Here is a 23,430-nt window from a genome sequence, read left to right as displayed (position 1 = left end):
TCATGCCTCCGGGGCTTCGAAAGTGGTGGTACGGGCCATGCCGGCTGCCCGGCCCTTTCCGGCGATGACCAGCGCCATTTTGCGGCTCGCCTCGTCGATCATCTCGTCGCCGAGCATCGCCGAACCCTTCTTCCCGCCCGCCTCGGACGTGCACCATTCGTAGGCGTCGAGGATCAGCTCGGCGTGGTCGTAGTCCTCCTGGGACGGCGAGAACACCTCGTTGGCGGCCTCCACCTGGCCCGGGTGCAGCACCCACTTGCCGTCGAAGCCCAGCGCGGCCGCCCGGCCGGCCACCTCGCGGAACCCGTCCACGTTCTTGATCTGGAGATAGGGGCCGTCGATGGCCTGGAGGTTGTGCGTGCGGGCCGCCATCAGGATCCGCATCAGGATGTAGTGGTAGGCGTCCGCCGGGTAGCCGGGCGGCTGCTCGCCGACCACCAGGGACTTCATGTTGATGGACGCCATGAAGTCCGCCGGACCGAAGATGATGGTCTCCAGGCGGGGCGAGGCGGCGGCGATCGCGTCGACGTTCACCAGGCCCTTGGCGTTCTCGATCTGCGCCTCGATGCCGATCCGGCCGACCTCGAAGCCCATGGTCTTCTCGATCTGGGTCAGCAGCAGGTCCAGGGCGGTCACCTGCGCGGCGTCCTGCACCTTCGGCAGCATGATGCAGTCGAGGTTCGGGCCGGCGCCCTCGACGACGGTGACGACGTCCCGGTAGGTCCACTCGGTGGTCCAGTCGTTGACCCGCACCACCCGCGTCTTGCCCGTCCAGTCGCCCTCGTTGAGGAACTTGACGATGGTGTGCCGGGCCTCCGGCTTGGCCAGCGGCGCGCAGGCGTCCTCCAGGTCCAGGAAGACCTGGTCGGCCGGCAGGCCCTGGGCCTTCTCCAGGAAGCGGGGGTTGCTGCCCGGCACCGCCAGACACGAACGGCGCGGACGCAGCCGCTGCACGGGCGCACTCATGCGGGGACCTCCAGGGGGTCGAGTTTGTTCGCGGTGCGGATCTCGTCGACGATACGGCCGATGATCTCCGTGATCCCGAAGTCCTTCGGGGTGAAGACGGCGGCGACGCCGGCCCGGCGCAGCTCCGCGGCGTCCGCGGACGGGATGATGCCGCCGACGATGACCGGCAGGTCGGGGGCCCCGGCGCGACGCAGCCGCTCCAGCACGTCCGGCACCAGCGCGGCGTGCGACCCCGACAGGATCGACAGCCCCACGCAGTGCACGTCCTCCGCGACCGCCGCCGCCACGATCTGCTCCGGGGTGAGCCGGATGCCCTGGTAGACCACCTCGAAGCCGGCGTCCCTGGCCCGCACGGCGATCTGCTCGGCGCCGTTGCTGTGCCCGTCCAGACCGGGCTTGCCGACCAGCAGCCGCAGTCGGCCGCCGCCCAGATCGGCCGCGGTCCTGGCGACCTTCTCGCGGACCACGGCGAGCGGCGAGCCGGTCTCCGCGGTCACCGCGACCGGCGCGCCCGAGACGCCGGTGGGAGCCCGGAACTCGCCGAAGACGTCCCGCAGCGCCCAGGCCCACTCACCGGTCGTCACCCCGGCCCGGGCGCACTCCAGCGTCGCCGGGAAGAGGTTGGTGTCGCCCGCCGCGGCCTTCTTCAGGGCCGAGAGCGCGTCCTGGGCCCGCACCTCGTCGCGGTTGTCCCGCCAGTCGTGCAGGGACCGTACGACGCGGTCCTCGTTGGCCGGGTCCACCGTCATGATCGCGGTGTCCAGGTCGGCGGTCAGCGGATTGGGCTCGGTGCCCTCGAAGCAGTTGACGCCGACGATCTTCTCCTCGCCGGACTCGATCCGGGCCCGCCGCTCGGCGTGCGCCGACACCAACTGCGACTTCAGGTAGCCGGACTCCACGGCCGCCATCGCGCCGCCCATCTCCTGGATCCGGTCGATCTCGGCCAGGCAGTCGGTCACCAGGGCGTCCACCTTGGCCTCGATGACGTGCGACCCGGCGAAGATGTCCTCGTACTCCAGCAGGTCCGACTCGTGCGCGAGGACCTGCTGGATGCGCAGCGACCACTGCTGGTCCCAGGGGCGGGGCAGCCCCAACGCCTCGTTCCACGCGGGAAGTTGGACGGCGCGGGCGCGGGCGTCCTTGGAGAGCGTGACGGCCAGCATCTCCAGGACTATCCGCTGGACGTTGTTCTCCGGCTGCGCCTCGGTCAGCCCCAGGGAGTTGACCTGGACGCCGTAGCGGAAGCGGCGCTGCTTGGGGTCCTCGATGCCGTAGCGCTCGCGGGTGATCTTGTCCCAGATGCGGCCGAAGGCGCGCATCTTGCACATCTCCTCGACGAAGCGGACGCCCGCGTTCACGAAGAACGAGATCCGGGCCACGACATCGCCCCGCCGCTCGTCGGGCACCTGGCCGGAGGCGAACACCGCGTCGAGCACGGCGATCGCGGTGGACATCGCGTACGAGATCTCCTGCACCGGCGTGGCGCCCGCCTCCTGCAGGTGGTAGCTGCAGATGTTGATCGGGTTCCACTTGGGGATGTGGTTGACCGTGTACGTGATCATGTCCGTGGTCAGCCGCAGCGAAGGGCCCGGCGGGAAGACGTGCGTCCCGCGCGAGAGGTACTCCTTCACGATGTCGTTCTGCGTGGTGCCCGACAGTTTGGCGATGGCCTCCTCGTCGAGACCTTGCTCCTCTGCGACCACCTGGTAGAGCGCCAGCAGCCACATGGCGGTGGCGTTGATGGTCATCGAGGTGTTCATCTGCTCCAGCGGGATGTCCTGGAACAGGCGTCGCATGTCACCGAGGTGGGACACCGGGACCCCGACCCGGCCGACCTCGCCGCGGGCCAGGACGTGGTCGGGGTCGTATCCGGTCTGCGTCGGGAGGTCGAACGCGACCGACAGGCCGGTCTGGCCCTTGGCGAGGTTGCGCCGGTACAGCTCGTTGGACGCCTCGGCGGTGGAGTGCCCGGCGTACGTCCGCATCAGCCACGGACGATCCTTCTGACGCTCAGTCATGTAGTCCCGATCCTCAGGCGTTCCGGTCCGGCGCGCCGGCGTGCGGCGCCGCGGTGTCGCGGCTGGCCTTGTTGGTCCGCTCCGCTGGCGCGTCGCGGCTGGCCTTGTCGGTCCGCTCCGCTGGCGCGTCGCGGAACAGGTTGATCGCGTCGATGTGCTTCGCGCGCTTCTCCTCGTCGCGTACCCCCATGCCCTCCTCGGGGGCCAGGCACAGCACGCCGACCTTGCCCTGGTGGAGGTTGCGGTGCACGTCGTGGGCGGCCTGGCCAGTGTCCTCCAGGCGGTACGTCTTCGAGAGCGTCGGGTGGATCTTGCCCTTGGCAATCAGCCGGTTGGCCTCCCACGCCTCCCGGTAGTTGGCGAAGTGCGAGCCGACGATCCGCTTCAGCGACATCCACAGGTAGCGGTTGTCGTACTCGTGCTGGTAGCCGGAGGTCGAGGCACAGGTGACGATGGTGCCGCCCTTACGGGTGACGTACACCGAGGCGCCGAAGGTCTCCCGGCCCGGGTGCTCGAAGACGATGTCCACGTCCTCGCCGCCGGTCAGCTCGCGGATCCGCTTGCCGAAGCGCTTCCACTCCCGGGGGTCCTGGTTCTGCTCGTCCTTCCAGAACTTGTACCCCTCGGCATTGCGGTCGATGATCGCCTCGGCGCCCATCTTCCGGCAGATCTCCGCCTTCTGGTCGCTGGAGACCACACAGATCGGGTTGGCGCCGCCGGCCAGCGCGAACTGGGTCGCGTACGAGCCGAGGCCACCGCTGGCGCCCCAGATCAGGACGTTGTCGCCCTGCTTCATCGCCGCGCCGTTCTGCGAGACCAGCTGCCGGTACGCGGTGGAGTTGACCAGACCCGGCGCCGCCGCCTCCTCCCAGCTCAGGTGCTGGGGCTTGGGCATCAGCTGGTTCGACTTGACCAGCGCGATCTCCGCCAGGCCACCGAAGTTGGTCTCGAAGCCCCAGATCCGCTGCTCGGGGTCGAGCATGGTGTCGTTGTGGCCGTCGGAGGACTCCAGCTCCACCGAGAGGCAGTGCGCGACGACCTCGTCGCCGGGGTGCCAGGCGTTGACGCCGGGGCCGGTGCGCAGCACCACGCCGGCCAGGTCCGAGCCGATGACGTGGTACGGCAGGTCGTGGCGCTTGGCGAGCGGCGAGAGCCGCCCGTAGCGCTCCAGGAAGCCGAAGGTCGACATCGGCTCGAAGATCGAGGTCCAGACCGAGTTGTAGTTCACCGAAGAGGCCATCACGGCCACCAGCGCCTCGCCCGGCCCGAGTTCGGGCACCGGCACGTCCTCGACGTGCAGCGATTTGCGCGGGTCCTTCTCTCGGGTGGACAGGCCGGCGAACATCTCGACCTCGTCCTTGTGCACGGTGACCGCGCGGTACGACTCGGGGAGGGGAAGGGCGGCGAAGTCTTCGCGCGTACTGTCCGGCGCGAGGATCGCATCGAGTATGTGGTTCACGGTATGCCTCCGGCGAAGCACGTATGGAACGGCTTGAGGGAACGTCGGGGGTGGTGCGAGGAGGTGCCGTCGGTTCGGCCGGTGGTGCTCGGCATTGCGCGGGTGGGCGCGGTTTGGGGTACCCCCGGCGGTGGCTGGGGGGAGTGCCTGTGACGCAGGCGTCCGGGCGCACAAAGTGATTGCGGGGACAGTCGGCACGCCCACGGTTGGATGGGTGCGCCGGCCGCCCGGACACCCCCAACGTATGACACCGCGTGCCAGCCGACAAGACACTGAGTGCCAAGAATTTCTCTCAGATGTCATTTGGTCGGCACGCATGAGCAACGGGTGGGCCGATGGGGGGAGGGTTCGTTCCGGTGCGTGGTGGGTTGTGCGCGGGTGGTGTGCGCAGGGCCGATTACGCCATTCGGGTGAGGCGTCAGGCGGATCCCGGGCGACGCAGGCGGAGCCGCCGGGTCCGGAACGCCGGCCACAGTTGCGCGGTGGAGTGCAGTGCCAGCAGGGCCACGGAGCCGGCAGCGGCCCACTGTGTGCCGGCCCGGGCCCCCAAGGGGAGCAGGCCGGCGGCCGCCACTGCGTGCCACCGGTGAGCCATGAGCGCGATGAGATCACCCAGCCGTCTGCCCTGGTCGCGCAGCCACACCCGCCGGGCGGCCCATGCGGTGACTCCGGCCAGCGCCAGCTGCGTCAGGCATAGGGCGACGGCGCCTGGCCTGCCTCCGGGCACCACCACCGCGAGGCACCCGGTGGCCCACAGAGCGGCACAGAGCGGGAGCGCGAAGAGCCGGACGAGTACCGGACGGACGTGGCGCGAAGCGTGGTCGATGGGGGGAGGGGGGACCTCGGGCGGAGACGGCGGGCCGGACTTGTTCCTGCGGGCTGCCAGCTCTCGCACGCCCTTCTCGTCCGCAGCCAGTTTCCGTCGCTCCAGCTCTCTTTCGAGCAGCGCGTCGTGGAGCAACGGAAGCTGGTTCTCGTCGGCCAGGCCGAGGGCCTCGTGCAACAGGGGTGCAGCCTCCGCCAGCTGACCCGACTCGATCAGCGTGGTGGAGGCCAGGACCAGCGCTTCGACCGTGATGCGGGCATCCTTGGCCTCGCGCGCCGAGCGCAGGCCGCGCTCGCTCAGTTCCAGGCGGTCGGCGTGCGTGGCGGCAAGGGGGGCGAGCTTCAGGCACGTCCTTGCCTCGACCGTGGCGTTTCCCGTCGCCTCGGACATCACCATCGCCGACCAGTACAACTCCACCGCTTCGTCCGACTGCCCCAGCTGCGCCAACGCGTCCCCCAAGGCACTCAGGGACGCTGCGGCCCGCTGCCCGTCGCCGTGACGTGACCACCGAGCCGTCGCTCGCCCGAGGTGGTGCGCGGCCCCCGCGAAGTCTTCCCGCTCCGCCGCCTGTTCCCCCAGGTCGTCGTCGAGCTCGGCAGATCGCATGCCGGCCCGGATTCGTGCCAGATGGCCTGGCTCCTGGCAAGCCGCGGCCTCTGCCGGCCGTCCCACCGCGCGGTACTGGTGCCGCATCTCCCGCAGTAGCTCCGCTTCCTGGCCGGCATCCCCGCGCAGCTGCGCGGCCAGTGCTCCATATCGGAGGGCGATCAGCGCGTCCACTGCTCGGCCGCGGCGGCCGAGCGAGTTCCCCAACGGTCCCGCGACCGGCCCCACCTGTCGGTGCAGCCCGTGTTCCACGGCTTGTTCCAGCGCGGCCGTCAGCGTCGACCGTTCCTGGAGGAACCAGCCGTCGTCGGCTTCGGCGGCGCACCGTCCGTAGTGGTCCAGCAGCCGCCCCAGCGCCGCCGAACGGGCGGACTCCGCTTCTCCGGCGGCCAGTTCGCCTGCGTAGAGCCGAAGCAGGTCGTGGAAGCGGACCCGGCCCTCCGGTCCGGCGGGGCGGAGCAGGTGCGCCCGGGCGAGGCGGCGCAGCGCACGGTCGGCGTCGGCCTCCGGGACGCCGGCCAGGGCTGCGGCGGACCCGGCGTCGATCCGGGTACCGGGGTGCAAGCCCAGATGGCACAGCATCCGCCGGTCCTCGGCGCCCAGTGCCTCGTATGAGGCGGTGAACGCCCTCAGGACAGGCTTGAGTTCCTCCAGCCGTTGATCCGGCGGCCGTAACGAGGCCAGCACCCGGCCGGCGCCGTCGGAAGGGTCCCGCAGCCGGCCCGCCACGACGTCCAGGGCGAGTGGCAGGTGGCCGCACAACTCGGCGATTTCGGCGAGCTCGGCCGGCGGCACCGGGGCGGCGGACGAGGACGCCAGCAACTCCAAGGAGTGCTCCGGGGCAAGGGAGTCCAGCGGCAGGACGGTGACCGCCCCCGCGGTGGGTGCGGCGCGGAGCGTGACCAGCAGGCGGTGGCGGCCGTCGGACGGTATCAGCGGGGCGAGGTCGTCCTCGGTCACGGCGTCGTCGAGAAGGAGCAGCACCGGGCCGGCCGCCTTGCGCAACGTGTTGCGGAACTGGGCCTGCAGGCCGCTCAGGTGTGGCGCGAACTGATCGTCGGGGATGCCGAATTGACGCAGATAACTGCGCAGCAGTTCCTCGGTGCTCAGCGGAGTCCGACCACTGTGCGCGCCCACGTCCTCGGCGAGCACCCCGCCGGGGAAGAGCGCCTGTGCCTCATGGGCGACGAACGCCATCAGGGCGGACTTGCCGATTCCGCCCTCGCCGGTGAGCGCGAGGACCTGGACGGGCTCGTTGGGCTGCCCGGGCGTCAGCCGCTCCAGGAGGACGGCGACGGCATCGCGGCGTCCGTAGAAACGGGTAGGGCGGGGCGGCAGCGAGTCGGGGGGTGTGGAAGGAGCGGGAGCGGCACCGGAGGAACCGATGAAGATCTGGTCGGCCTGGTAGACGTTCCGCGCCCACCCGCCACTGAACCTGTTGTGCGTGCCCGGAGTTGGCCCCGCCCCGCTCGCGTCCTCCACGTTCCCGTGGATAGCACGAGCGGGGCGGGGGCGTCAGGCGCTCCGCGGATCTTGCTCGGGGCGGCCGGTGCGGGCCGGGTCAGTGCCGTTGATCCTTGAGGGCCTTGCGGATGGTGCGCATGACCTCGTCGAGCGGCGCGTCCGTGCGGGCGACCGCCACCAGGACCTCGCCCTGCCGGGAGACCGTCGCCGGCGCCGCGGACTCCCCGGTGGCGGCCCGGCCCGCGCCGATCCCCGCGCCGAAGGTCTCCCGGACGATCTCGAAGGCATGGTCGAGCTGGGCCTCGACGTCGCCCTCCGCGCCGGCCCGCAGCCAGCGGCGCAGCACGTGGTTGTGCGCGGTGACCACGGCGGACGCGGCGACCTCGGCGAGCAGCGGATCGTCGTCGCCCTCGCGGTGTGCGCCCTCGTCGAAGTGGCCCAGGAGATAGCGGGTGAACAGTCGCTCGTAGCGGGCCACCGAGGCGATCTCGGCCTCCCGGAGGGTGGGTACCTCGCGGGTGAGGCGGTAACGGGCCACGGACACCGCCGGAGCGGACGCGTACATCCGCATGACTTCCTTGATGCCGCGGCAGACCGTGTCGAGGGGGTTCTCGTGCGGCGGGGCGGCGTCCAGGACCGCCTCGGCGCGTACCAGCGTGTCGTCGTGGTCGGGGAAGATCGCCTCTTCCTTGGAGCGGAAGTGGCGGAAGAAGGTGCGCCGGGCGACGCCCGCGGCGGCCGCGATCTCGTCGACCGTGGTCGCCTCGTAGCCCTTCGTCGCGAACAGCTCCATGGCGGCGGCCGACAGTTCGCGGCGCATTTTGAGGCGTTGGGCGGCCGCCCGGCGGGTGCCGGGAGTGGGCGGGTCGGAGGCGTCGGAGGACTGCGGGCGAGCGGGCTGGGACATGTGGGGAAGGTACTGCATATTCTCGCGGCCCGCGGCATGAGGTACCGCTCCGGCCCCGGTGACCTGGGGCGGGCTGCTGAAACCACCGTGCGACGGCTCCAGCAGCCCGCCCCAGCCGCCCCCGGCCCCAGGACGCCGCCGCGCGTCAGCGCCGGGCGTACTCACGGAAGCCGCGGCCGGTCTTGCGACCGAGGCAGCCGGCCGCGACGAGGTGCTCCAGCAGCGGCGCCGGCGCCAGCCCGGGGTCGCGGAACTCGGCGTGCAGCACCTTCTCGATGGCGAGCGAGACGTCCAGGCCGACCACGTCCAGCAGCTCGAACGGCCCCATCGGGTAGCCGCCGCCCAGCTTCATCGCGGCGTCGATGTCGTCCAGCGAGGCGTAGTGCTCCTGGACCATCTTGATCGCGTTGTTCAGGTACGGGAACAGCAGCGCGTTGACGATGAAACCGGCCCGGTCGCCGCAGTCCACCGGGTGCTTGCGGACCTTGGCGCAGACCGCGCGCACCGTGGCGTGCACGTCGTCGCCGGTGAGGACGGTGCGGACCACCTCCACCAGCTTCATGGCCGGCGCCGGGTTGAAGAAGTGCATCCCGATGACGTCCTGCGGGCGCGAGGTGGCGCGGGCGCAGGCGACGACCGGCAGCGACGAGGTGGTGGTGGCCAGCACGGCGCCCGGCTTGCAGACCTTGTCCAGCGTCCGGAACAGCTGCTGCTTGACGGCCAGGTCCTCGGCCACCGCCTCCACCGCCAGATCGACGTCCGCGAAGGCGTCCAGCGAACCGGCCGGGGTGATCGCGGCCAGCGTCGCGTCGCGCGCCTCGGCGGTCAGCCGGCCCTTGTCCACCGAGCGGGCCAGCGACTTGGCGATCCGGTCCTTGGCCCGCTCCGCCTTCTCCTGGCTGCGGGCGGCCAGCACGACCGTGAAGCCCGCCTTGGCGAACACCTCGGCGATGCCGCTGGCCATCGTCCCGGAGCCGGCGACCCCGACGCTGCGGACCGGCCGGCCGGCCGCCGCGCCGTCGCCGGTTCCCTCCGCCGGGGTCTGGGCGTCCGACACGACCGTCGCGGAGCCGGGCGCCTCATAGGTGTAGAAGCCGCGACCCGCCTTGCGGCCGGTCAGCCCCGCGTCCGCGAGCTGGCCCAGGATCGGCGCGGGGGCGTGCAACCGGTCGCGGGACTCGGCGTACATCGCCTCCAGGACCGTGCGGGCGGTGTCCACGCCGATCAGGTCGAGCAGCGCCAGCGGGCCCATCGGCAGGCCGCAGCCGAGCCGCATCGCGGCGTCGATGTCCTCACGGGTCGCGTACTTCGACTCGTACATCGCCGCGGCCTGGTTGAGGTAGCCGAAGAGCAGGCCGTCGGCGACGAAACCGGGGCGGTCGCCCACCGCGATCGGGTCCTTGCCCAGCTCACGGGCGAGGTCGGTGACGGCGGCGACCGCGACCGGCGCGGTCAGCACCGACGAGACCACCTCGACCAGCTTCATGGCCGGTGCCGGGTTGAAGAAGTGGACGCCGAGCACCCGCTCGGGGCGCTGGGAGTCGGCGGCGAGCCGGGTCACCGACAGCGCGTTGGTGCCGGTGGCGAGGATGGTGTCCGGGCGGACGATGCCGTCCAGCGCGACGAACACCTCCCGCTTGAGTTCGTAGTCCTCCGGCACCACTTCGATCACCAGGTCGGCGTCCCGGGCCGCCGCCAGTTCGCCGAACGTGCGGAACCGGGACAGCGCGTCCTGGCGCTCCCGCTCGGTGATCCGCTCGCGCCGCACGGCGCGGGCGGTGGAGGCTTCGAGGGCGGCGCGGGCCCGCCGCACCGCGGCCTCGTCGATGTCGATGCCGACGACCTCGCGGCCGGCCAGGGTCAGCACCTCGGCGATACCGGTGCCCATGGTGCCCAGGCCGACGACGGCGATGGTGGAGAGCGCCGGGGAGGCGGCTGCGGATGCAGTGGAGAGATCGGGGGTGGACTGACGGCCCATCGCGAGACTCCTGAAGGTGTTCCCCTGAGGGCAGGGGAGAACGTGACGACTGAGGGGTTGACGCACGTGCGGGGCTGCGGCAACGCGCGGCCGACCGGCGGCGGAAGGGCCGCGGCGAGCCACGGCACTGCGGGCAGCGCCTGCGGTGGAGGAGCGCGGCGGGCCCTGTCCCGGGGCCGTGGCGCTTCCCCCCTGAGGGGCGTGCTGTGAGGATGTCGCCACACGGGGCTGCGGTGCCCGTGCGGCGGTGGTGCTGGGTGGTGTGCCGAACCGACGTCACACTCCGGCGGCTGCGTCACCAGGCCGCCCGAGCAGGGGTGCTGCTCGTTCCAGCAGGTTAACCGGTGGGTAACCGAAGCGCCAGGGGTAAGGCGGGTCATTAGGTTGTGGTGCCGGTCATGCCCTGCGAACCAGGGCGGCCGGCAGGGAGGGGAGCGGCAAATGGAAGACGAATTCCACGAGTTGACGGACCGGGTGCGGGCCGAACTCCGCTCCCCGCAGGATCTCGTCGCCTACGAGCGGCTGCTCGGACTGGCCCGCAAGAACACCCCCGCCGGGCGCGAGGAACTGGCCCGGATGCTGATCGCGGTGGAGCGCCCCCTGTGGGCCCGGGAGATCGCCGCCTTCATCCTCGGCTGCGCTGGCGACAAGCGCGCCTTCGAGACCCTGGTGCTCCTGCTGAACTACCGCGAACCGGTCCGCTGCGCCACCGCCGCGCACGCGCTGGGCAGGCTCAACGACCCGCGCACCGCCCGCGCCGCCGCCGCCCTCGCCACCAACCCGCTGCGCACCGCCTACGCCCTGCACCCCGTCCGCCTGCTGGTCGAACTCCGCGCCCCGCAGTCCGTCCCCGCCCTGATCGCCACCCTGGAACGGCTGTTGACCCCGCACACCCCCTACTGGCGGGTGGCGCTGGCCTGTGTGGAGGGGCTGGGTGCACTCGGCGACAAACGGGCGGTCCCGGCGCTGCGGGCGGCCGCCGTCCACCCCCGGCTCGCCGCGGCGGCCGCCGCCTCGCTGGCCCGGCTGGGCGTCCACGAGGACCCGCCCGCGCCGGCCGAGGACGGTGCGCCGGCCAAGGGGGCGAGGGGGGACGGCAGCGGCACCGGCCCGGCGGGCTGACGGGCCGGGCGCGGACCCGACGACAGGGCACGACCGGCGCCGGCCGGCGGACGGGACTTCACGGACACGCCCCAGGGCCGGCGGCGCGCGAACCGCTCCCGGTGCTGCCGGGCGCCCTCCACCGCGCCCATCGCGTCCAGATACGCCTGCGGCATGAGCCCCGGGTACGCCGCCTGCCAGCCGCGGACCCGCACCGCCGCGACCGCGTCGATATCCGCCTCCATCATCTCCCGTATGCCAACTTCGTACGACGGCTGCTCGGCGGTCCCCCCGAAAGCGCCGTCCGTTCCCCGTGCATCGGCTCCTGTCATATCCGCTCCCCGGTCCGGTTCCCATGGCAGAGGGCCGGATCCGTTGTGGACACCGGTCAACCGGGTTCCCCACGGGATTTCCCCCCGGCCGATCACCCTCCGGGCGGGGGCGGTGAGCGATCGGTGATCGCCCGGACGGCGACCCGGTCGTCGCCGCGCCGCCCCGTCCTCACAGCAGCGTCAACTGGGTGGCCCCCGGGCCGGGTTCGGCGGTGGGAGCGGGCGTGGCGGGCTCGGCGGGCCGCGGCGGGATCCGGCGTGCCCGGCCCGGCCGGAACGGCCCGAGGTCGTACTCGGCGGCCAGCTCGTGGACCTGCCGGGTGATCCGGCGCTGGTACCACGTCGGGGCGTAGGACCCGCCGGCGTAGAGCGCCTCGTAGCGGCGCACCAGGTGCGGATGGTGGTGGCTCAGCCAGGTGAGGAACCACTCGCGGGCGCCGGGCCGCAGATGGAGCACCAGCGGGGTGACCGAGTCGGCGCCCGCCTCCGCGATGGCCCGGACCGTGGCCCGCAGCTGCTCCGGCGCATCGGACAGGAACGGGATCACCGGCGCCATCAGTACCCCGCAGGGGATGCCGTGGGCGGTGAGGGTGCGCACCACGTCGAGGCGCCGCCCGGGCGCGGGCGTGCCGGGCTCGACGGTCCGCCACAGCGCCTGGTCCAGGAAACCGACGGAGACCGAGATGCCGATGTCGGTGACCTCGGCCGCCTGCCGCAACAACTCCAGGTCGCGCAGGATCAGCGTGCCCTTGGTGAGGATCGAGAAGGGATTGGCGTGGTCGCGCAGGGCCGCGATGATGCCGGGCATCAGCGCGTAGCGGCCCTCGGCCCGTTGGTAGCAGTCGACGTTGGTGCCCATCGCGATGTGGTCGCCGCGCCAGCGGGGCCCGGCCAGCTCTCGGCGCAGCAGGTCCGGGGCGTTGACCTTGACCACGATCTGGGAGTCGAAGTCGAGGCCGGTGTCCAGGTCGAGATAGCTGTGTGTCTTGCGCGCGAAGCAGTAGACGCAGGCGTGACTGCACCCGCGGTACGGGTTCACGGTCCATTCGAACGGCATGCGGGAGGCGCCCGGGACGCGATTGACGATCGAGCGGGCCCGCACCTCGTGGAAAGTGATGCCGCGGAATTCGGGGGTGTCCACCGTTCGGGTGACGGCATCCCTGCCGAACAGCGCGGATGGGCTTTCTCCCAGATTGTCCCAGCGCATCGGGCCTCCTGTTGTGATCCTGTCGAGCCCCCACCTCGACAATAGAACACCTGTTCGCATCCGGGGTGTCAACCCGGATTTGGGTGCACTGCCCAGTGGTGGTTGGCTTGGCCGCGCGCACCGCAGGTTGGCGGCGCACCCAGGTCCGGCAGCCGACTACTGGAGGAAGACACACATGGGGCAGGTAGAGGCCACCACGCAGCGCGAGATCGCGGCGGATCCGGAGGACGTGTTCGACGCGCTCGCCGACTACACCGGCACGCGTCGGCAGCTGCTGCCCGAGCACTTCAGCGAGTACGAGGTCCGCGAGGGCGGCGACGGCAAGGGCACCCTCGTCCACTGGAAGCTCCAGGCCACCAGCAAGCGGGTGCGCGACTGCCTGCTGGAGGTGGACGAGCCGACCGACGGCCAGCTGGTGGAGAAGGACCGCAACTCTTCGATGGTGACCACCTGGGTCGTCACTCCGGCCGGGGAGAACCGCGCCAGGGTCGTCGTCACCACCACCTGGCAGGGTGCCGGCGGCATCGGCGGGTTCTTCGAGCGGACCTTCGCGCCCAAGGGGCTCGGCCGCATCTACGACGCGATCCTCGCCAACCTCGCGGCCCATATGGAGAAGTGAGGGAGCGTCGTCCCGTAAACCGTTCGGGGCGCCGACATGCTCACCGATTCGGGTGGTTTTCCTTACGCGGAGATGTCCGGTCCTCCGGGCGGCACACCGTCGGAAACCCCTGATGGGAGCCCAAGAGGCGCCCCTGGCACGGCACTTGACGTCCGTTCCCGCCCACCCTGTTCCGATTCACCTCGCTTGATCGCCGTTGTCGCCCGGTGCGAGAAATGGGCGCCCGCAGCAGCGTGACGAGGGGAGCAGAACGTGGGCGGGACCACCCTGAGCGAACCGGACCGACCGACCGGGCCGCCCGCCGTCGAAGCGGTCGCGGACCCGGATCCGGAGCCGGCCGAACCGGCACTCCCCGACGAACCGGCACTCCCCGACGAACCGTCCGTCCCACCCGGCCCCCGCCCGGTGCGGCCCGCCCTCCCGGTCCTGCTGGCGGCACTGCTGGCCGCGGCCCTCGGCCAGACCGCCGCCCTCCCGGCGCTCCCGGCGATCGCCGCCGAACTGCCCGGAGGCCCCCCGGTTTCCTGGGTGGCGACCGCCCACCTCGTGGCGTCGGCCCTCGGACTGCCGCTCAACGGGGCGCTCGGCGACCGCATCGGCCGCAAGGCCGGCCTCCTCCTCGCCCTGCTGGTCTTCACCGCCGGCGCGGGACTGGCCGGAACGACACATTCCCCGACCGCCCTGGTGGCCTTCCGGGCCGTCCAGGGCCTCGGCGCCGGCGGCCTGCTGGCCGGCGTCCACGCGCTCCTCGCCGAGTCCGCCCCGCCCCGGGCGCGCGGCCGACGCACGGCCGCGGCCGGTGCGACCTACGCCGCGGGCCTGCTGGCCGGCCCGCTGGTGGGCGGCTACTGCGTCGACCACGGTGCCTGGCGCTGGTGCCTGACCCTCGACGTCCCGCTCGGCCTGCTGGTCCTCTTCGCCGCCGCGGCCACCCTCCGGCTGCCCCGACCCGCCGCCCGCCCGCGGCCGGACCTCGCCGGCGCCCTGCTGCTCGCCGCGTTCGCCACGTGCCTTGCGCTGCCGGCAGGTTGGGGTGGCGGCCGCTATGCCTGGGACTCCGCGATGATCCTCGGGCCGGCCGCCGGCGCGCCGGTCGCCGCGGCCCTCTTCGTCCTCGTCGAGCACCGCGCCGCCGCACCGCTGATCCCGCCGCGGCTGCTCCGCGAGGTGCTCTTCGGGCGCACCGGACTCGTCGGCGCCGCTCTGGCCCTCGCCCTCTACGGGGCGGTGCGCCACCTCCCGGCCTTCGTCCAGGCGGCCGGTGGCGCCACCGCCACCGCCTCCGGGCTGTTGATGCTGCCTCTGGCGGGGACGCTGGCGCTGGCCGCGCTCACCACCGGCGGGCTGATCCACCGCACCGGCCACGTCACGGTCTTCCCGATCCTGGGCTGCGTGGTGGCCGCGCAGGGCATGTGGCTGCTGTGCCACCTGCGGCCGGACACCGCCCGCCCGGTCTTCGCCCTCTGGACCGGCATCCTCGGGCTCGGCCTCGGACTGGTGCTGCCGGTGCTGGTGCTTGCCGTCCGGGCCTGCGTACCCGTCCCGGACCCGGCCGGCGCGATCGCCTGCCTGCGGCGGCTCGCCGGCAGTGTCGGCGCCGCCCTCGCCGGCGCGCTGCTCGTCGGCCACCTCGCCGCCCGGTTGCCGGACCCCGGTCCGCTCGCCCCACAGGTGGTCGCGGCGCTGCCCGCCGCGCTGCGGCACGCCCCCGCCGCCTACGCGCAGGCCGTGCCGGGGAGCTGCCTCTTCCTCGCGCCGGTCCTCGTCCTGGGCTCCCTGCTCGCCCTCTTCCGGAAAGAGAACCTCCTGGTGCCCGATGCCCCGCAGGCCCCGCACCCGCCGTACGGCGACCAGGCCGCCCCCACCACCGTCCCGCCGGCCCGCGCCACGCCCGACCCCGCAGGCAACGCCCTTGCTGTCATGGAGTGTTGTGCCACCGAGCCCGTCCCCTGCGCCGCGCCGGCCGCGCCCGCCCCGGGCGGCGTCCCGGTGTGCGGCACGGTCCGGTACCACGACGGCAGCGTCGTGCCGCGCACCGCGCTCACCCTCATCGACGCCGCCGGCCGGCAGGTCGGCCGCGGCGCCACCGGGGAGGACGGCCGGTACGCGCTGAGCACCCCCGGAGTCGGCGCGTACGTCCTGATCGCGGCGGCCGGCGGGCACCAGCCGCAGGCCGTCACGGTGACCGTCGGCGAACGCCCGGTGGAGCTGGACGTGGTGCTCGGCGGCGCCGGGCGCCTGGTCGGCACGGTCACCACCGCCGAGGGCACGCCCGTCCGGGATGCGACGGTCACCCTCACCGACGTCCGCGGCGAGGTGGTGGCGACCGCCCGCAGCGGACGCGAAGGCGGCTATGCCATGGGGGAGTTGGTGGCCGGCGAGTACACGCTCGCCGGCAGCGCCCCGGCCTTCCGGCCGGTCGCGCTCCCGGTGGCCGTCCAGGCGTCCCGCGAGATCCGGCAGGACGTCGAACTCGCCGGCGGCGCGGTGCTGCGCGGCACCGTGCGGGCCGGCGACGGACACCGCGTCGAGGACGCCCGGGTCACCCTCCTCGACGCCGGCGGCAACGTCGTCGACACCGCGACCACCGGCACCGACGGGCTGTTCCGCTTCGTGGACCTCTCGGCCGGCGAGTACACCGTGATCGCCGCCGGGTACCCGCCGGTCGCCACCGTCCTGCGGCTGGCGGGCGGCGGTCGGACCGAGCGGGATCTCCAACTGGGGTACGAGGACTGACGCGCCATCAGATGGGGAGTGCGCCCGCGCACGCCCTCTTGGCGCATTGCCGCCCGCCGGGTCCGCCCGCGGTCGTACCGTGGTAGCGGTGGCGCCACATCGGTGTACGAAGGAGCAACCGCCCATGGAGCGTGGCCCGACGCACGGCGATGACCTCTCCGGCCCGGTGTTCCGGGCGTCCGGGCCACGGGCGGCGGTGCCCGGACGGATCCCGCTCGCGGTCGTGGTGGTGGACTCCCGAGGGCTGGTCTCCCACTGGAGCACCGGCGCACGCCGGCTGTTCGGTGCCGCCCGCGAGGAGGCGGTGGGCGCCCCCGCGGTCGATCTGCTGCCGGTCGGCGGCGGGCCCCGCCGGCCGGCAGCGCCACGCGCCCGGTTTCGCGCTGCACACCGACTTCCCCGGAGCCGGGGAGCTGGCCCGCCGCCTGCCCGAGATCCTGCCGAGCATGAGCCCCCGGGAGAGCGCCCGGATCGTCGCGCAGGTACTCGAACTCGGCTATCCCGTACTGGAGATCAGCCAGCAGGAGCGCGTCCCGGTGACCCCGGACTGGGGCGTGCCGCGCCGGGTGGAGCGGCGCGCCCGGCTGCTGCGGGCGGTGCGGGCGGCGGAGCACGACCCGCGGGCCGCCGCGGCGGCCGCCGCCGACCTGGAGTCGGACCTCGAATACGCCGCGGTCCGCGAACGCCTGGAGTTCCTCAACGAGGTCAGCGGCCGGATCGGCTCCTCGCTCGACCTGACCCGGACGATCCAGGAGGTCAGCGAGGCCGTCGTGCCCCGCTTCACCGACGTCGCCGGCACCTATCTGCGCGAACAGGTCGTCGCCGGCGAGGGGTTCCCCGACGGCGCCCCGGACGCCACCACCGTGGCACCGGGTCGCGGTCGAGCACAACGACGAGCCGGGCCGCTGGGACGACGTCGTCCCGGTCGGCGAGTCGATGCCGTTCCCCGTCCACACGCCGTTCTTCCAGTGTATGACCACCGGGCAGCCGGTGCTGATCCCGCGGCTCACCGAGGAGTTGGGCAACGCCATCGCCGCACAGTTCGAGAAGCGGGACATCAGCCCGCTGATCAACGACCGGTCGCTGCTGGTCGTCCCGCTCAAGGCGCGCACCGTGGTGCTCGGCTTCATGATCCTGCTGCGGCATCCGGAGCGCGCGGAGTTCAACGACATGGACCGGGTGACCGGCGCGGAACTCGCCGCCCGCGCCGGGCTCGTACTGGACAACGCCCGGATGTACACCACCCCGCGGCCTCGATGGACGACGCCTGCGACGCCGTCATCCGGGCGCTGAACGTCACCGACGACCGCAAGGACGACGTGGCGCTGCTGATGGCCCGGCTCAACGGCATCCCGCCGGAGTCGGTCGCCGAGTGGCGGTTGCGGCTCGATCCCCGGGAGGTCGGCCGGGCCCGCCGGCTGGCCGCGGGGCAGCTCACCGCCTGGGGCCTGGCGTCGGCCGTCGAGACGGCCCGGCTGCTGGTCAGCGAGGTTGTCACCAACGCCGTGCAGCATGCGCACACCGCGGGCGTGGGAAGGCTTCTGGCGCGCGGCGCCGACCGGCGCGGGCCAGGTCTTCTGGGACGCCGACCCGGCACTGACCGCCGCGCGCCACCTCCCGCTCCTCGTCGAACACGCCGACACCGGGCTGCCGTTGGTCGATCTGGGCTGCCGCAACGGCACCCAGACCCGCTATCTGGCCGGCCACTTCGGGCGCGTGCTGGGCCTGGACCTCTCCGCCGCGGCCGTTGCCCGGGCCCGGGCCGAGGACGTGGCCGGGGTGGCGGAGTTCCGTCGGCTGGACGCCGCCGACGGGGCGGCCGTCGGGGCGCTCCACGCCGAACTGGGCGACTGCAACGTCTACCTGCGCGGGGTGCTGCACCAGTGCGCCGCCGGCGAACGGTTTCGGATCGTCGGGCACATCGCCGCGCTGCTGGGTGCCCGCGGCCGGCTCTTCGCCGTCGAACCGTCCGCGTCCGCGAAGGAGGTGCTGCGCACCCTGGCGCAGGGCCCGGCCGGGCCGCCGGCCACGGTGCGCGCCGTCCTCGCCCACGGCATCACCCCCGGCGAGCTGCCCGACGCCGAGGTGCCCGGGCTGGTGCGCGCCCACGGGCTACGGATCGCCACCTGTGGCCAACTGCCGCTGGCCACAACGGAATACGGGCCCGACGGGTCCCGCCTCGACCTGCCCTCGCGCTGGGGGGCGGGCCCGGACGCGGAGACCGGCTGAGGGGCGGCGGGTCGGTGGCCGGACCCCGCGGCTCCCGCCGTCGAGCCCGGCCCCGCCCCTCCGGCCGCCCCGCTACTGTTGCTGCTGGGCGGCGAGGATCTTGGCCAGCTCCTTGCCGATGAACGCCTCGGTGGCCGTCTTGTCGATGCCGAGGGCGGTGAGCGGCCCGGAGCCGTTCTCCTGCTCCAGCAGGGCCAGCAGGATGTGTTCGGTGCCGATGTAGTTGTGGCCCAGTCGCAGGGACTCGCGGTAGGTGAGCTCCAGCGCCTTTCGCGACTGGGCGTCGAACGGGGTGAGGGCGGGCAGGGAGTCGACGGCGGGCGGCAGCAGCGCGGTCACCGACTCGCGGAGCGTCTCCGCGGTCACGCCCTGGGCGACGATGGCCCGGAGGGCCAGCGCCTCCGGCTCGCGGAGCAGACCGAGGATCAGGTGCTCGGGGCGGATCTCGTCGTTCCGGGCCGTGTGGGCCTCGTTCTGGGCCCCTATCACGACGTTCCGGGCCCGTGCGGTGAACCGGCTGAAGCCCTGGTTGGGGCTCAGGTCGGAGCCGCCGCCCGGGTCCTTGGGGACGAAGCGCTTCTGGGCGGCCTGCTTGGTGACCCCCATGCTCTTGCCGATGTCGGTCCAGGAAGCGCCCGAACGCCGCGCCTGGTCCACGAAGTGCCCGATGAGGTGGTCGGCCACCTCGCCGAGATGGTCCGCGGCGATCACGGCGTCGGAGAGCTGTTCCAGGACGTCCGAACGGTTGTTCTTGATGGCCTCGATCAGATCGTCGAGGCGGACGGGATGCGTCATACGGACGGGTTCTGTCATGCGTCAACCATAAGTTGACGATCTCGCGATCGTCAACCATGGGTTGACGATGGGGTGCCGTTTTTCGCCCGGCTGCGCGCCCGCCGCCGGGCCGCTCGGCCCGCTCGCCCCGGCTGGCCCTTATGTGGCATCACCGGCCGCCGCCAGGTCCCGATGGATGACCTTGGCCGCTGCCTCCACCGTGGCCACCCCGTAGCCCATGGTGTCGCTGCCGCTGGAGAGGACGGCCATCGCGTAGTCGGTGCCGCTGCCGTCGAAGGTGCCGACGCTGTGCACCCGCCAGCCCTTCTCCGCGCGCGGCAGCCAGCCGTTCTTCAGGTGGGCGGTCGTCGAGGCGGGCGCCCCGGCCGGCACGCCCCACCGCTGCTCGGGGACGACCCGCTGCATGAGGTCGAGGGCGTAGTCCCGGGACTCCTGGTCGAGCGCGCCGTTCTCCGCCGTCAGCAGCCGCATCAGGGTGAGCTGGTCGGCGGCGGTGATCTGGGTCAGGCCCCAGGCACCGCCGGGCCCGGGCACCGTGTTCCGCATGCCGGCCAGGTCCAGGAAGTGCTGGATCCCGCTCCGCCCGACCTGATGCCACAGGGTGTCGGTCGACGCGTTGTCCGACTTGGTGATCATGTCGGTGGTCAGCTTGACCTCCTGCGACGTCAGCGCGCGGTGCGCCTCCTCGGTCTGCCGCAGCAGCGCCCCGAGGACGGTGACCTTGACCACGCTCGCGGAGTCGAAGGGTGTGCCCGCCTGGAACGTGCAGTTGGTCCCCGAGGTGCGGTCGTAGAGGGCGAGCGCCGAGGTGCCCTGGCGCCCGTTGAGCGCCGCGGCGATGTCGTGGGACAGGGTGGGGGCCAGGCCCGGCCGGGCGGAGGTGCAGACGACCTTGGCGTCGCCCACGGTGTCGCCGCCGGTGCTCGCCGGGTCGTCGGTGCCGGCCGCGGCGGGGGGCGCCGTGCTCCATACGGCGAGCGCCGCTCCGGCGGCCACCAGGGCGGCCAGTCCGCGACGGGTGCAACGTGTCGTGCGTGATCCGTGCATGAAGGTGCTGTCCTGTCCCACTGTGCGCGCCGCCCGCCTGGCATCCACAGGGGAGCCCGTCCGGTATCCCACCGGCTACGGCGATCAAGCGACGGCCCGTGCCCGCTCTCGGGCACTTCGGCAGAATATGGGGCCGATCGACCTATGGGAAAAGAGCGAACGGGTGTGATATTCGCCAAACGGGCATAGGTGCCATCCTGTTCGATGCCTCCGCCGGGCCCATGGGTTCCCGCGCCGCCGGCCGCCCCGTCCGTGCGCCCCCTCCGCGCTTCCCCTGCCCGAAGCGCGCCCACGCATCCGTGCACTGGCACGGTCGCGCTATCGGGGCAACGGCACACGCCACCACCCCGATACCGCTCGGCCCCCGCACTGCCCGGACACCGCGATGAACTGCCGCCCGCCTACGGCAACAACGGCTGCTCCGGGTCCATCCACCACGCGGCGGTGGCCCCCGGAAGCGTCCCGGCCGGACAGGCACCACTGGCAAGCAGCGGGTCACCGGCCACCGGTGCGGGCGCCGACTCGGTGCCGAAGTTCACCGCGCACACCAGGCCGTCACCGCGTACGAACGCCAACACCTGCGGCGGCGACTCCAACCAGCGCAGCGTGCCGTTCCCGAGCTGCGGCAGGCCCCGGCGCAGCTGGAGCGCCTCGCGGTACAGGTGCCAGAACGACCCGGTGTCGGCCACCGCGCGGTCGGCGGTGTGCCCGGCGAACGACGCGGGCTGCGGCAGCCAGGTCCGTGCCGCCTCCGCCGTGCTGAAGCCGTACGGGGCGGCGTCCCCGGACCACGGCAGCGGCACCCGGCAGCCGTCCCGGATGTGCTGCCGACTGCCCGTGCGGTGGAAGATCGGGTCGGTGAGCACCTCGTCCGGGAGGTCGTCGACCTCGGGCAGGCCCAGCTCCTCGCCCTGGTAGATGTAGGCCGCGCCGGGGAGCGCCAGCATCAGCAGTGCCGCGGCACGGGCCCGGGCCGGGCCCGAAGCGCCCTCCGGCGTGCCCGGTTCGCCCGCGTAACGGGTGACCGTCCGGACCTGGTCGTGGTTGTTGAGCACCCAGGTCACGGTGGACCCGGTGTCCGCGATGTCGGTCAGCGCCTCGGAGACGACCTTGCGGAAGAGGTCGATGTCCCAGCGCGCGGTCAACAGGTGGAAGAAGAACGCCTGGTGCAGCTCGTCCGGCCGGACGTACGCGGCCTGCTCGCCCGGGGTCCGCACCGAGACCTCGCCCACCAGCAGCCGGTCGTGGCCGTCCCGGGCGGTGTACTCCTCGCACAGCGCCCGCCAGTCCCGCCACACCTGGTGCACCTCGGGCTGGTTCCAGGCCAACGGGTTGACCGAGTCGCGGGTGCGCTCATCGGCCGCCGGGTCGGGGGAGTCGGGGAGCTCGGGGTGCTTGAAGAGCCCCGCGGCCACATCGATGCGGAAGCCGTCCACCCCGCGGTCCAGCCAGAAGCGCAGCACCTTGTCGAAGTCGGCCGCCACATCGGGGTTGCGCCAGTTCAGGTCGGGCTGCTCGGGCGTGAACATGTGGAGGTACCACTGTCCCGGAGTGCCGTCCTCCTCGGCGATGCGGGACCAGGCGGGCCCGCCGAACATCGCCCGCCAGTTGTTGGGCGGCAGCTCGCCGTGCTCCCCGCGCCCGTCCGCGAAGTGGAAGAGCCGCCGCGACGGCCCGTCCGGCCCTTCCTCCAACGCGGCCTGGAACCAGGGGTGTTCACTGGAGCAGTGGTTGGGGACGATGTCCAACAGGACCTTCAGCCCGAGCCGGTGGGCATCGGCCATCAACCGGTCGAACTCGTTGAGATCGCCGTACGCCGGGTCCACGTCGCGGTAGTCCGCCACGTCGTACCCGTGGTCGTGCTGCGGTGACGGGAAGAACGGGCTGAGCCAGATCCCGTCCACACCGAGCCTCTTGAGGTAGGGCAGCCCGGCACGGACCCCGGCCAGGTCTCCGGTACCGTCTCCGGTGGTGTCGCGGAAGCTGCGCACGTAGACCTGGTAGATGACCGCATCGCGCCACCAGCGCTGGGCCGTGTCCTGGGCGGGGGTCGGAAGGCCGCGATCTGCGGTGGCTGTGAACATCTGCCGGATCCACTTCTTACGGAGCAAGTCGGCGTGGCGCCTTGCGAGTTGCTGTGATGCATGCATGTTAGGTAGCCGTATCTTTTCGGTGTCAACAGAATGACGAAAGTCGAACGGTACGTGCCCGGATTTGTGGGGTATGGCGTCGGGATGCTGCACCGAACCGCGCCGGTGTCTGCCATGAATCGTCCGCCTGGATTCGTCAACTCCCTTACGAGGAAAGCGAGTACGGGCGGTAGCGAGTGGGTGATGGTGTGTGCGGGCGGCTGCGGACGACTGCGGGTGACCGCAGAACTACCGCAGAACGACTCCGGGCGAGCGCGGTCGAGTGGAGGAGTGCGGCTTGGCGAAGGTGATGACCCCGCCCTCCGCCCTCCCCATGTCCCGTTCGTGACCGCACCTTTGCGTACCTGTTAGCCATGCGGGAGTGGGGAAGTGGGGAGCCTGGAGAAAGGATTTCCCTACGAGGTCCCGAAGGTGGGGCCGCGACTGCGGACGACGGCATGCAACGGGCGACGAGGGCACAGGGAGAGGAAAGGCGTGCGGCTGCCACTCCTGGCGCTGCTGGTCGGCGCACCCGCGCACGGCTATGAGCTGAAACAGGCCCTGGAGGCGCTCCTGGGCGCGGCCTACCCCCGGCCGAACATCGGGCAGATCTACGTCACCCTGGGGCGGCTGGAGAGGGCGGGCCTCATCGAGGGCGAGGAGGTCGAACAGTCGGACCGGCCGAACAAGCGGATCTACCGGATCACCGCGGCCGGCCGGGAGGCGGTGGAGGCGTGGTTCGAGGAGTCCACCGTCGGGCCGCGGCTCCGCGACGAGTTCTTCATGAAGCTGGCGCTCGCCTCCCGGGTCGGGGCGGTCGACCGGACCCGCCTCATCAACAGGCAACGCCGGCACTACCTCAAGAGCATGCGGGAGCTGTCCAGGTTGGCGGCGTCCGAAGACCGGGGCAACCGGGTCGCGCGCCTGCTGGTGGAGGGCGCGATGCTGCATCTGCAGGCAGACCTCGAATGGCTGGAGCGCTGCCAGGAGGAACTGGAATGAGCGGGAGGG

The 23,430-nt window shown here is 72.4% G+C and carries 15 protein-coding genes and 1 pseudogene; 6 read left to right on the top strand and 10 right to left on the bottom strand.

Annotated features, from left to right (window positions below):
- The 6 genes from JNO44_RS42080 to JNO44_RS42055 form a co-directional block, all read right to left on the bottom strand.
- Nucleotides 1–966: an HpcH/HpaI aldolase/citrate lyase family protein gene (locus tag JNO44_RS42080; RefSeq protein WP_205369192.1), complete on the bottom strand. Its 966-nt coding sequence runs from the start codon at nucleotides 964–966 to the stop codon at nucleotides 1–3.
- The gene (locus JNO44_RS42075; RefSeq protein WP_205369191.1) at nucleotides 963–2,984 is read right to left on the bottom strand and encodes a protein meaA; all 2,022 of its coding nucleotides are present in this window, start codon (nucleotides 2,982–2,984) and stop codon (nucleotides 963–965) included. Before JNO44_RS42075 ends, JNO44_RS42080 begins: the two co-directional genes overlap by 4 nt.
- Before the next feature lie 13 nt (nucleotides 2,985–2,997).
- Nucleotides 2,998–4,443 (bottom strand): crotonyl-CoA carboxylase/reductase, encoded by a 1,446-nt coding sequence (gene ccrA / locus JNO44_RS42070; protein WP_205369190.1) that lies wholly within the window; start codon nucleotides 4,441–4,443, stop codon nucleotides 2,998–3,000.
- 418 nt (nucleotides 4,444–4,861) lie between these two features.
- Nucleotides 4,862–7,357, bottom strand: coding sequence for an NB-ARC domain-containing protein (locus tag JNO44_RS42065; RefSeq protein WP_205369189.1), 2,496 nt, complete (start codon nucleotides 7,355–7,357; stop codon nucleotides 4,862–4,864).
- A gap of 79 nt (nucleotides 7,358–7,436) precedes the next feature.
- Nucleotides 7,437–8,246 carry a TetR family transcriptional regulator gene (locus JNO44_RS42060; protein ID WP_205369188.1) on the bottom strand — a complete coding sequence of 270 codons (810 nt, stop codon included), beginning with the start codon at nucleotides 8,244–8,246 and terminating at the stop codon, nucleotides 7,437–7,439.
- A 145-nt stretch (nucleotides 8,247–8,391) separates the two neighbouring features.
- Nucleotides 8,392–10,224 (bottom strand): 3-hydroxyacyl-CoA dehydrogenase family protein, encoded by a 1,833-nt coding sequence (locus JNO44_RS42055; protein ID WP_205369187.1) that lies wholly within the window; start codon nucleotides 10,222–10,224, stop codon nucleotides 8,392–8,394.
- A gap of 441 nt (nucleotides 10,225–10,665) precedes the next feature.
- On the opposite strand from JNO44_RS42055, the gene JNO44_RS42050 reads away from it, so the two are divergent.
- Nucleotides 10,666–11,346, top strand: coding sequence for a HEAT repeat domain-containing protein (locus JNO44_RS42050; RefSeq protein ID WP_073444735.1), 681 nt, complete (start codon nucleotides 10,666–10,668; stop codon nucleotides 11,344–11,346).
- Nucleotides 11,347–11,826: 480 nt separating this feature from the next.
- On the opposite strand, the gene JNO44_RS42045 is transcribed toward JNO44_RS42050, so the two are convergent.
- Nucleotides 11,827–12,864 carry an Rv2578c family radical SAM protein gene (locus JNO44_RS42045; protein WP_205369186.1) on the bottom strand — a complete coding sequence of 346 codons (1,038 nt, stop codon included), beginning with the start codon at nucleotides 12,862–12,864 and terminating at the stop codon, nucleotides 11,827–11,829.
- A 175-nt stretch (nucleotides 12,865–13,039) separates the two neighbouring features.
- Here JNO44_RS42045 and JNO44_RS42040 point away from each other — a divergent pair, with 175 nt between their 5' ends.
- From JNO44_RS42040 to JNO44_RS42025, 4 genes and pseudogenes are all read left to right on the top strand, one after another.
- Complete coding sequence (locus tag JNO44_RS42040) at nucleotides 13,040–13,483, top strand: SRPBCC family protein (protein WP_067345800.1); 444 nt, start codon at nucleotides 13,040–13,042, stop codon at nucleotides 13,481–13,483.
- Nucleotides 13,484–13,735: 252 nt separating this feature from the next.
- Nucleotides 13,736–16,219, top strand: a complete 2,484-nt coding sequence (locus JNO44_RS42035) for an MFS transporter (protein WP_205369185.1) — start codon at nucleotides 13,736–13,738, stop codon at nucleotides 16,217–16,219.
- A 124-nt stretch (nucleotides 16,220–16,343) separates the two neighbouring features.
- Nucleotides 16,344–17,769, top strand: a pseudogene (locus tag JNO44_RS42030) (PAS domain-containing protein); the annotation flags it as partial.
- Complete coding sequence (locus JNO44_RS42025) at nucleotides 17,732–18,448, top strand: methyltransferase domain-containing protein (RefSeq protein ID WP_205369184.1); 717 nt, start codon at nucleotides 17,732–17,734, stop codon at nucleotides 18,446–18,448. The pseudogene JNO44_RS42030 and the gene JNO44_RS42025, both read left to right, overlap by 38 nt.
- A 72-nt stretch (nucleotides 18,449–18,520) precedes the next feature.
- On the opposite strand, the gene JNO44_RS42020 is transcribed toward JNO44_RS42025, so the two are convergent.
- The 3 genes from JNO44_RS42020 to JNO44_RS42010 form a co-directional block, all read right to left on the bottom strand.
- Complete coding sequence (locus JNO44_RS42020) at nucleotides 18,521–19,261, bottom strand: Clp protease N-terminal domain-containing protein (RefSeq protein ID WP_205369183.1); 741 nt, start codon at nucleotides 19,259–19,261, stop codon at nucleotides 18,521–18,523.
- A gap of 120 nt (nucleotides 19,262–19,381) precedes the next feature.
- Nucleotides 19,382–20,290, bottom strand: a complete 909-nt coding sequence (locus JNO44_RS42015) for a serine hydrolase (RefSeq protein WP_205369182.1) — start codon at nucleotides 20,288–20,290, stop codon at nucleotides 19,382–19,384.
- Nucleotides 20,291–20,691: 401 nt separating this feature from the next.
- A complete protein-coding gene (locus JNO44_RS42010; RefSeq protein ID WP_205369181.1) occupies nucleotides 20,692–22,374 on the bottom strand; it encodes a glycoside hydrolase family 13 protein in 1,683 nt (560 codons plus the stop codon).
- A gap of 540 nt (nucleotides 22,375–22,914) precedes the next feature.
- Here JNO44_RS42010 and JNO44_RS42005 point away from each other — a divergent pair.
- Nucleotides 22,915–23,421 carry a PadR family transcriptional regulator gene (locus JNO44_RS42005; protein ID WP_205369180.1) on the top strand — a complete coding sequence of 169 codons (507 nt, stop codon included), beginning with the start codon at nucleotides 22,915–22,917 and terminating at the stop codon, nucleotides 23,419–23,421.
- Nucleotides 23,422–23,430: the final 9 nt, after the last annotated feature.

Source organism: Streptomyces noursei (assembly GCF_016917755.1).
Lineage (GTDB): Bacteria > Actinomycetota > Actinomycetes > Streptomycetales > Streptomycetaceae > Streptomyces > Streptomyces yunnanensis.
The sequence above is the reverse complement of the archived record's forward strand: the minus strand, read 5'-3'. Positions and strand labels throughout refer to the sequence as shown.

What these genes read in the sequence shown, in the direction of transcription:
- JNO44_RS42060 (WP_205369188.1), bottom strand. Translation starts at nt 8,246, where the DNA reads ATGTCCCAGCCCGCTCGCCCGCAGTCCTCCGACGCCTCCGACCCGCCC.
- JNO44_RS42040 (WP_067345800.1), top strand. Translation starts at nt 13,040, where the DNA reads ATGGGGCAGGTAGAGGCCACCACGCAGCGCGAGATCGCGGCGGATCCG.
- JNO44_RS42020 (WP_205369183.1), bottom strand. Translation starts at nt 19,261, where the DNA reads ATGACAGAACCCGTCCGTATGACGCATCCCGTCCGCCTCGACGATCTG.
- JNO44_RS42055 (WP_205369187.1), bottom strand. Translation starts at nt 10,224, where the DNA reads ATGGGCCGTCAGTCCACCCCCGATCTCTCCACTGCATCCGCAGCCGCC.
- JNO44_RS42045 (WP_205369186.1), bottom strand. Translation starts at nt 12,864, where the DNA reads ATGCGCTGGGACAATCTGGGAGAAAGCCCATCCGCGCTGTTCGGCAGG.
- JNO44_RS42010 (WP_205369181.1), bottom strand. Translation starts at nt 22,374, where the DNA reads ATGTTCACAGCCACCGCAGATCGCGGCCTTCCGACCCCCGCCCAGGAC.
- JNO44_RS42080 (WP_205369192.1), bottom strand. Translation starts at nt 966, where the DNA reads ATGAGTGCGCCCGTGCAGCGGCTGCGTCCGCGCCGTTCGTGTCTGGCG.
- JNO44_RS42075 (WP_205369191.1), bottom strand. Translation starts at nt 2,984, where the DNA reads ATGACTGAGCGTCAGAAGGATCGTCCGTGGCTGATGCGGACGTACGCC.
- JNO44_RS42025 (WP_205369184.1), top strand. Translation starts at nt 17,732, where the DNA reads ATGCGCACACCGCGGGCGTGGGAAGGCTTCTGGCGCGCGGCGCCGACC.
- JNO44_RS42015 (WP_205369182.1), bottom strand. Translation starts at nt 20,290, where the DNA reads ATGCACGGATCACGCACGACACGTTGCACCCGTCGCGGACTGGCCGCC.
- JNO44_RS42050 (WP_073444735.1), top strand. Translation starts at nt 10,666, where the DNA reads ATGGAAGACGAATTCCACGAGTTGACGGACCGGGTGCGGGCCGAACTC.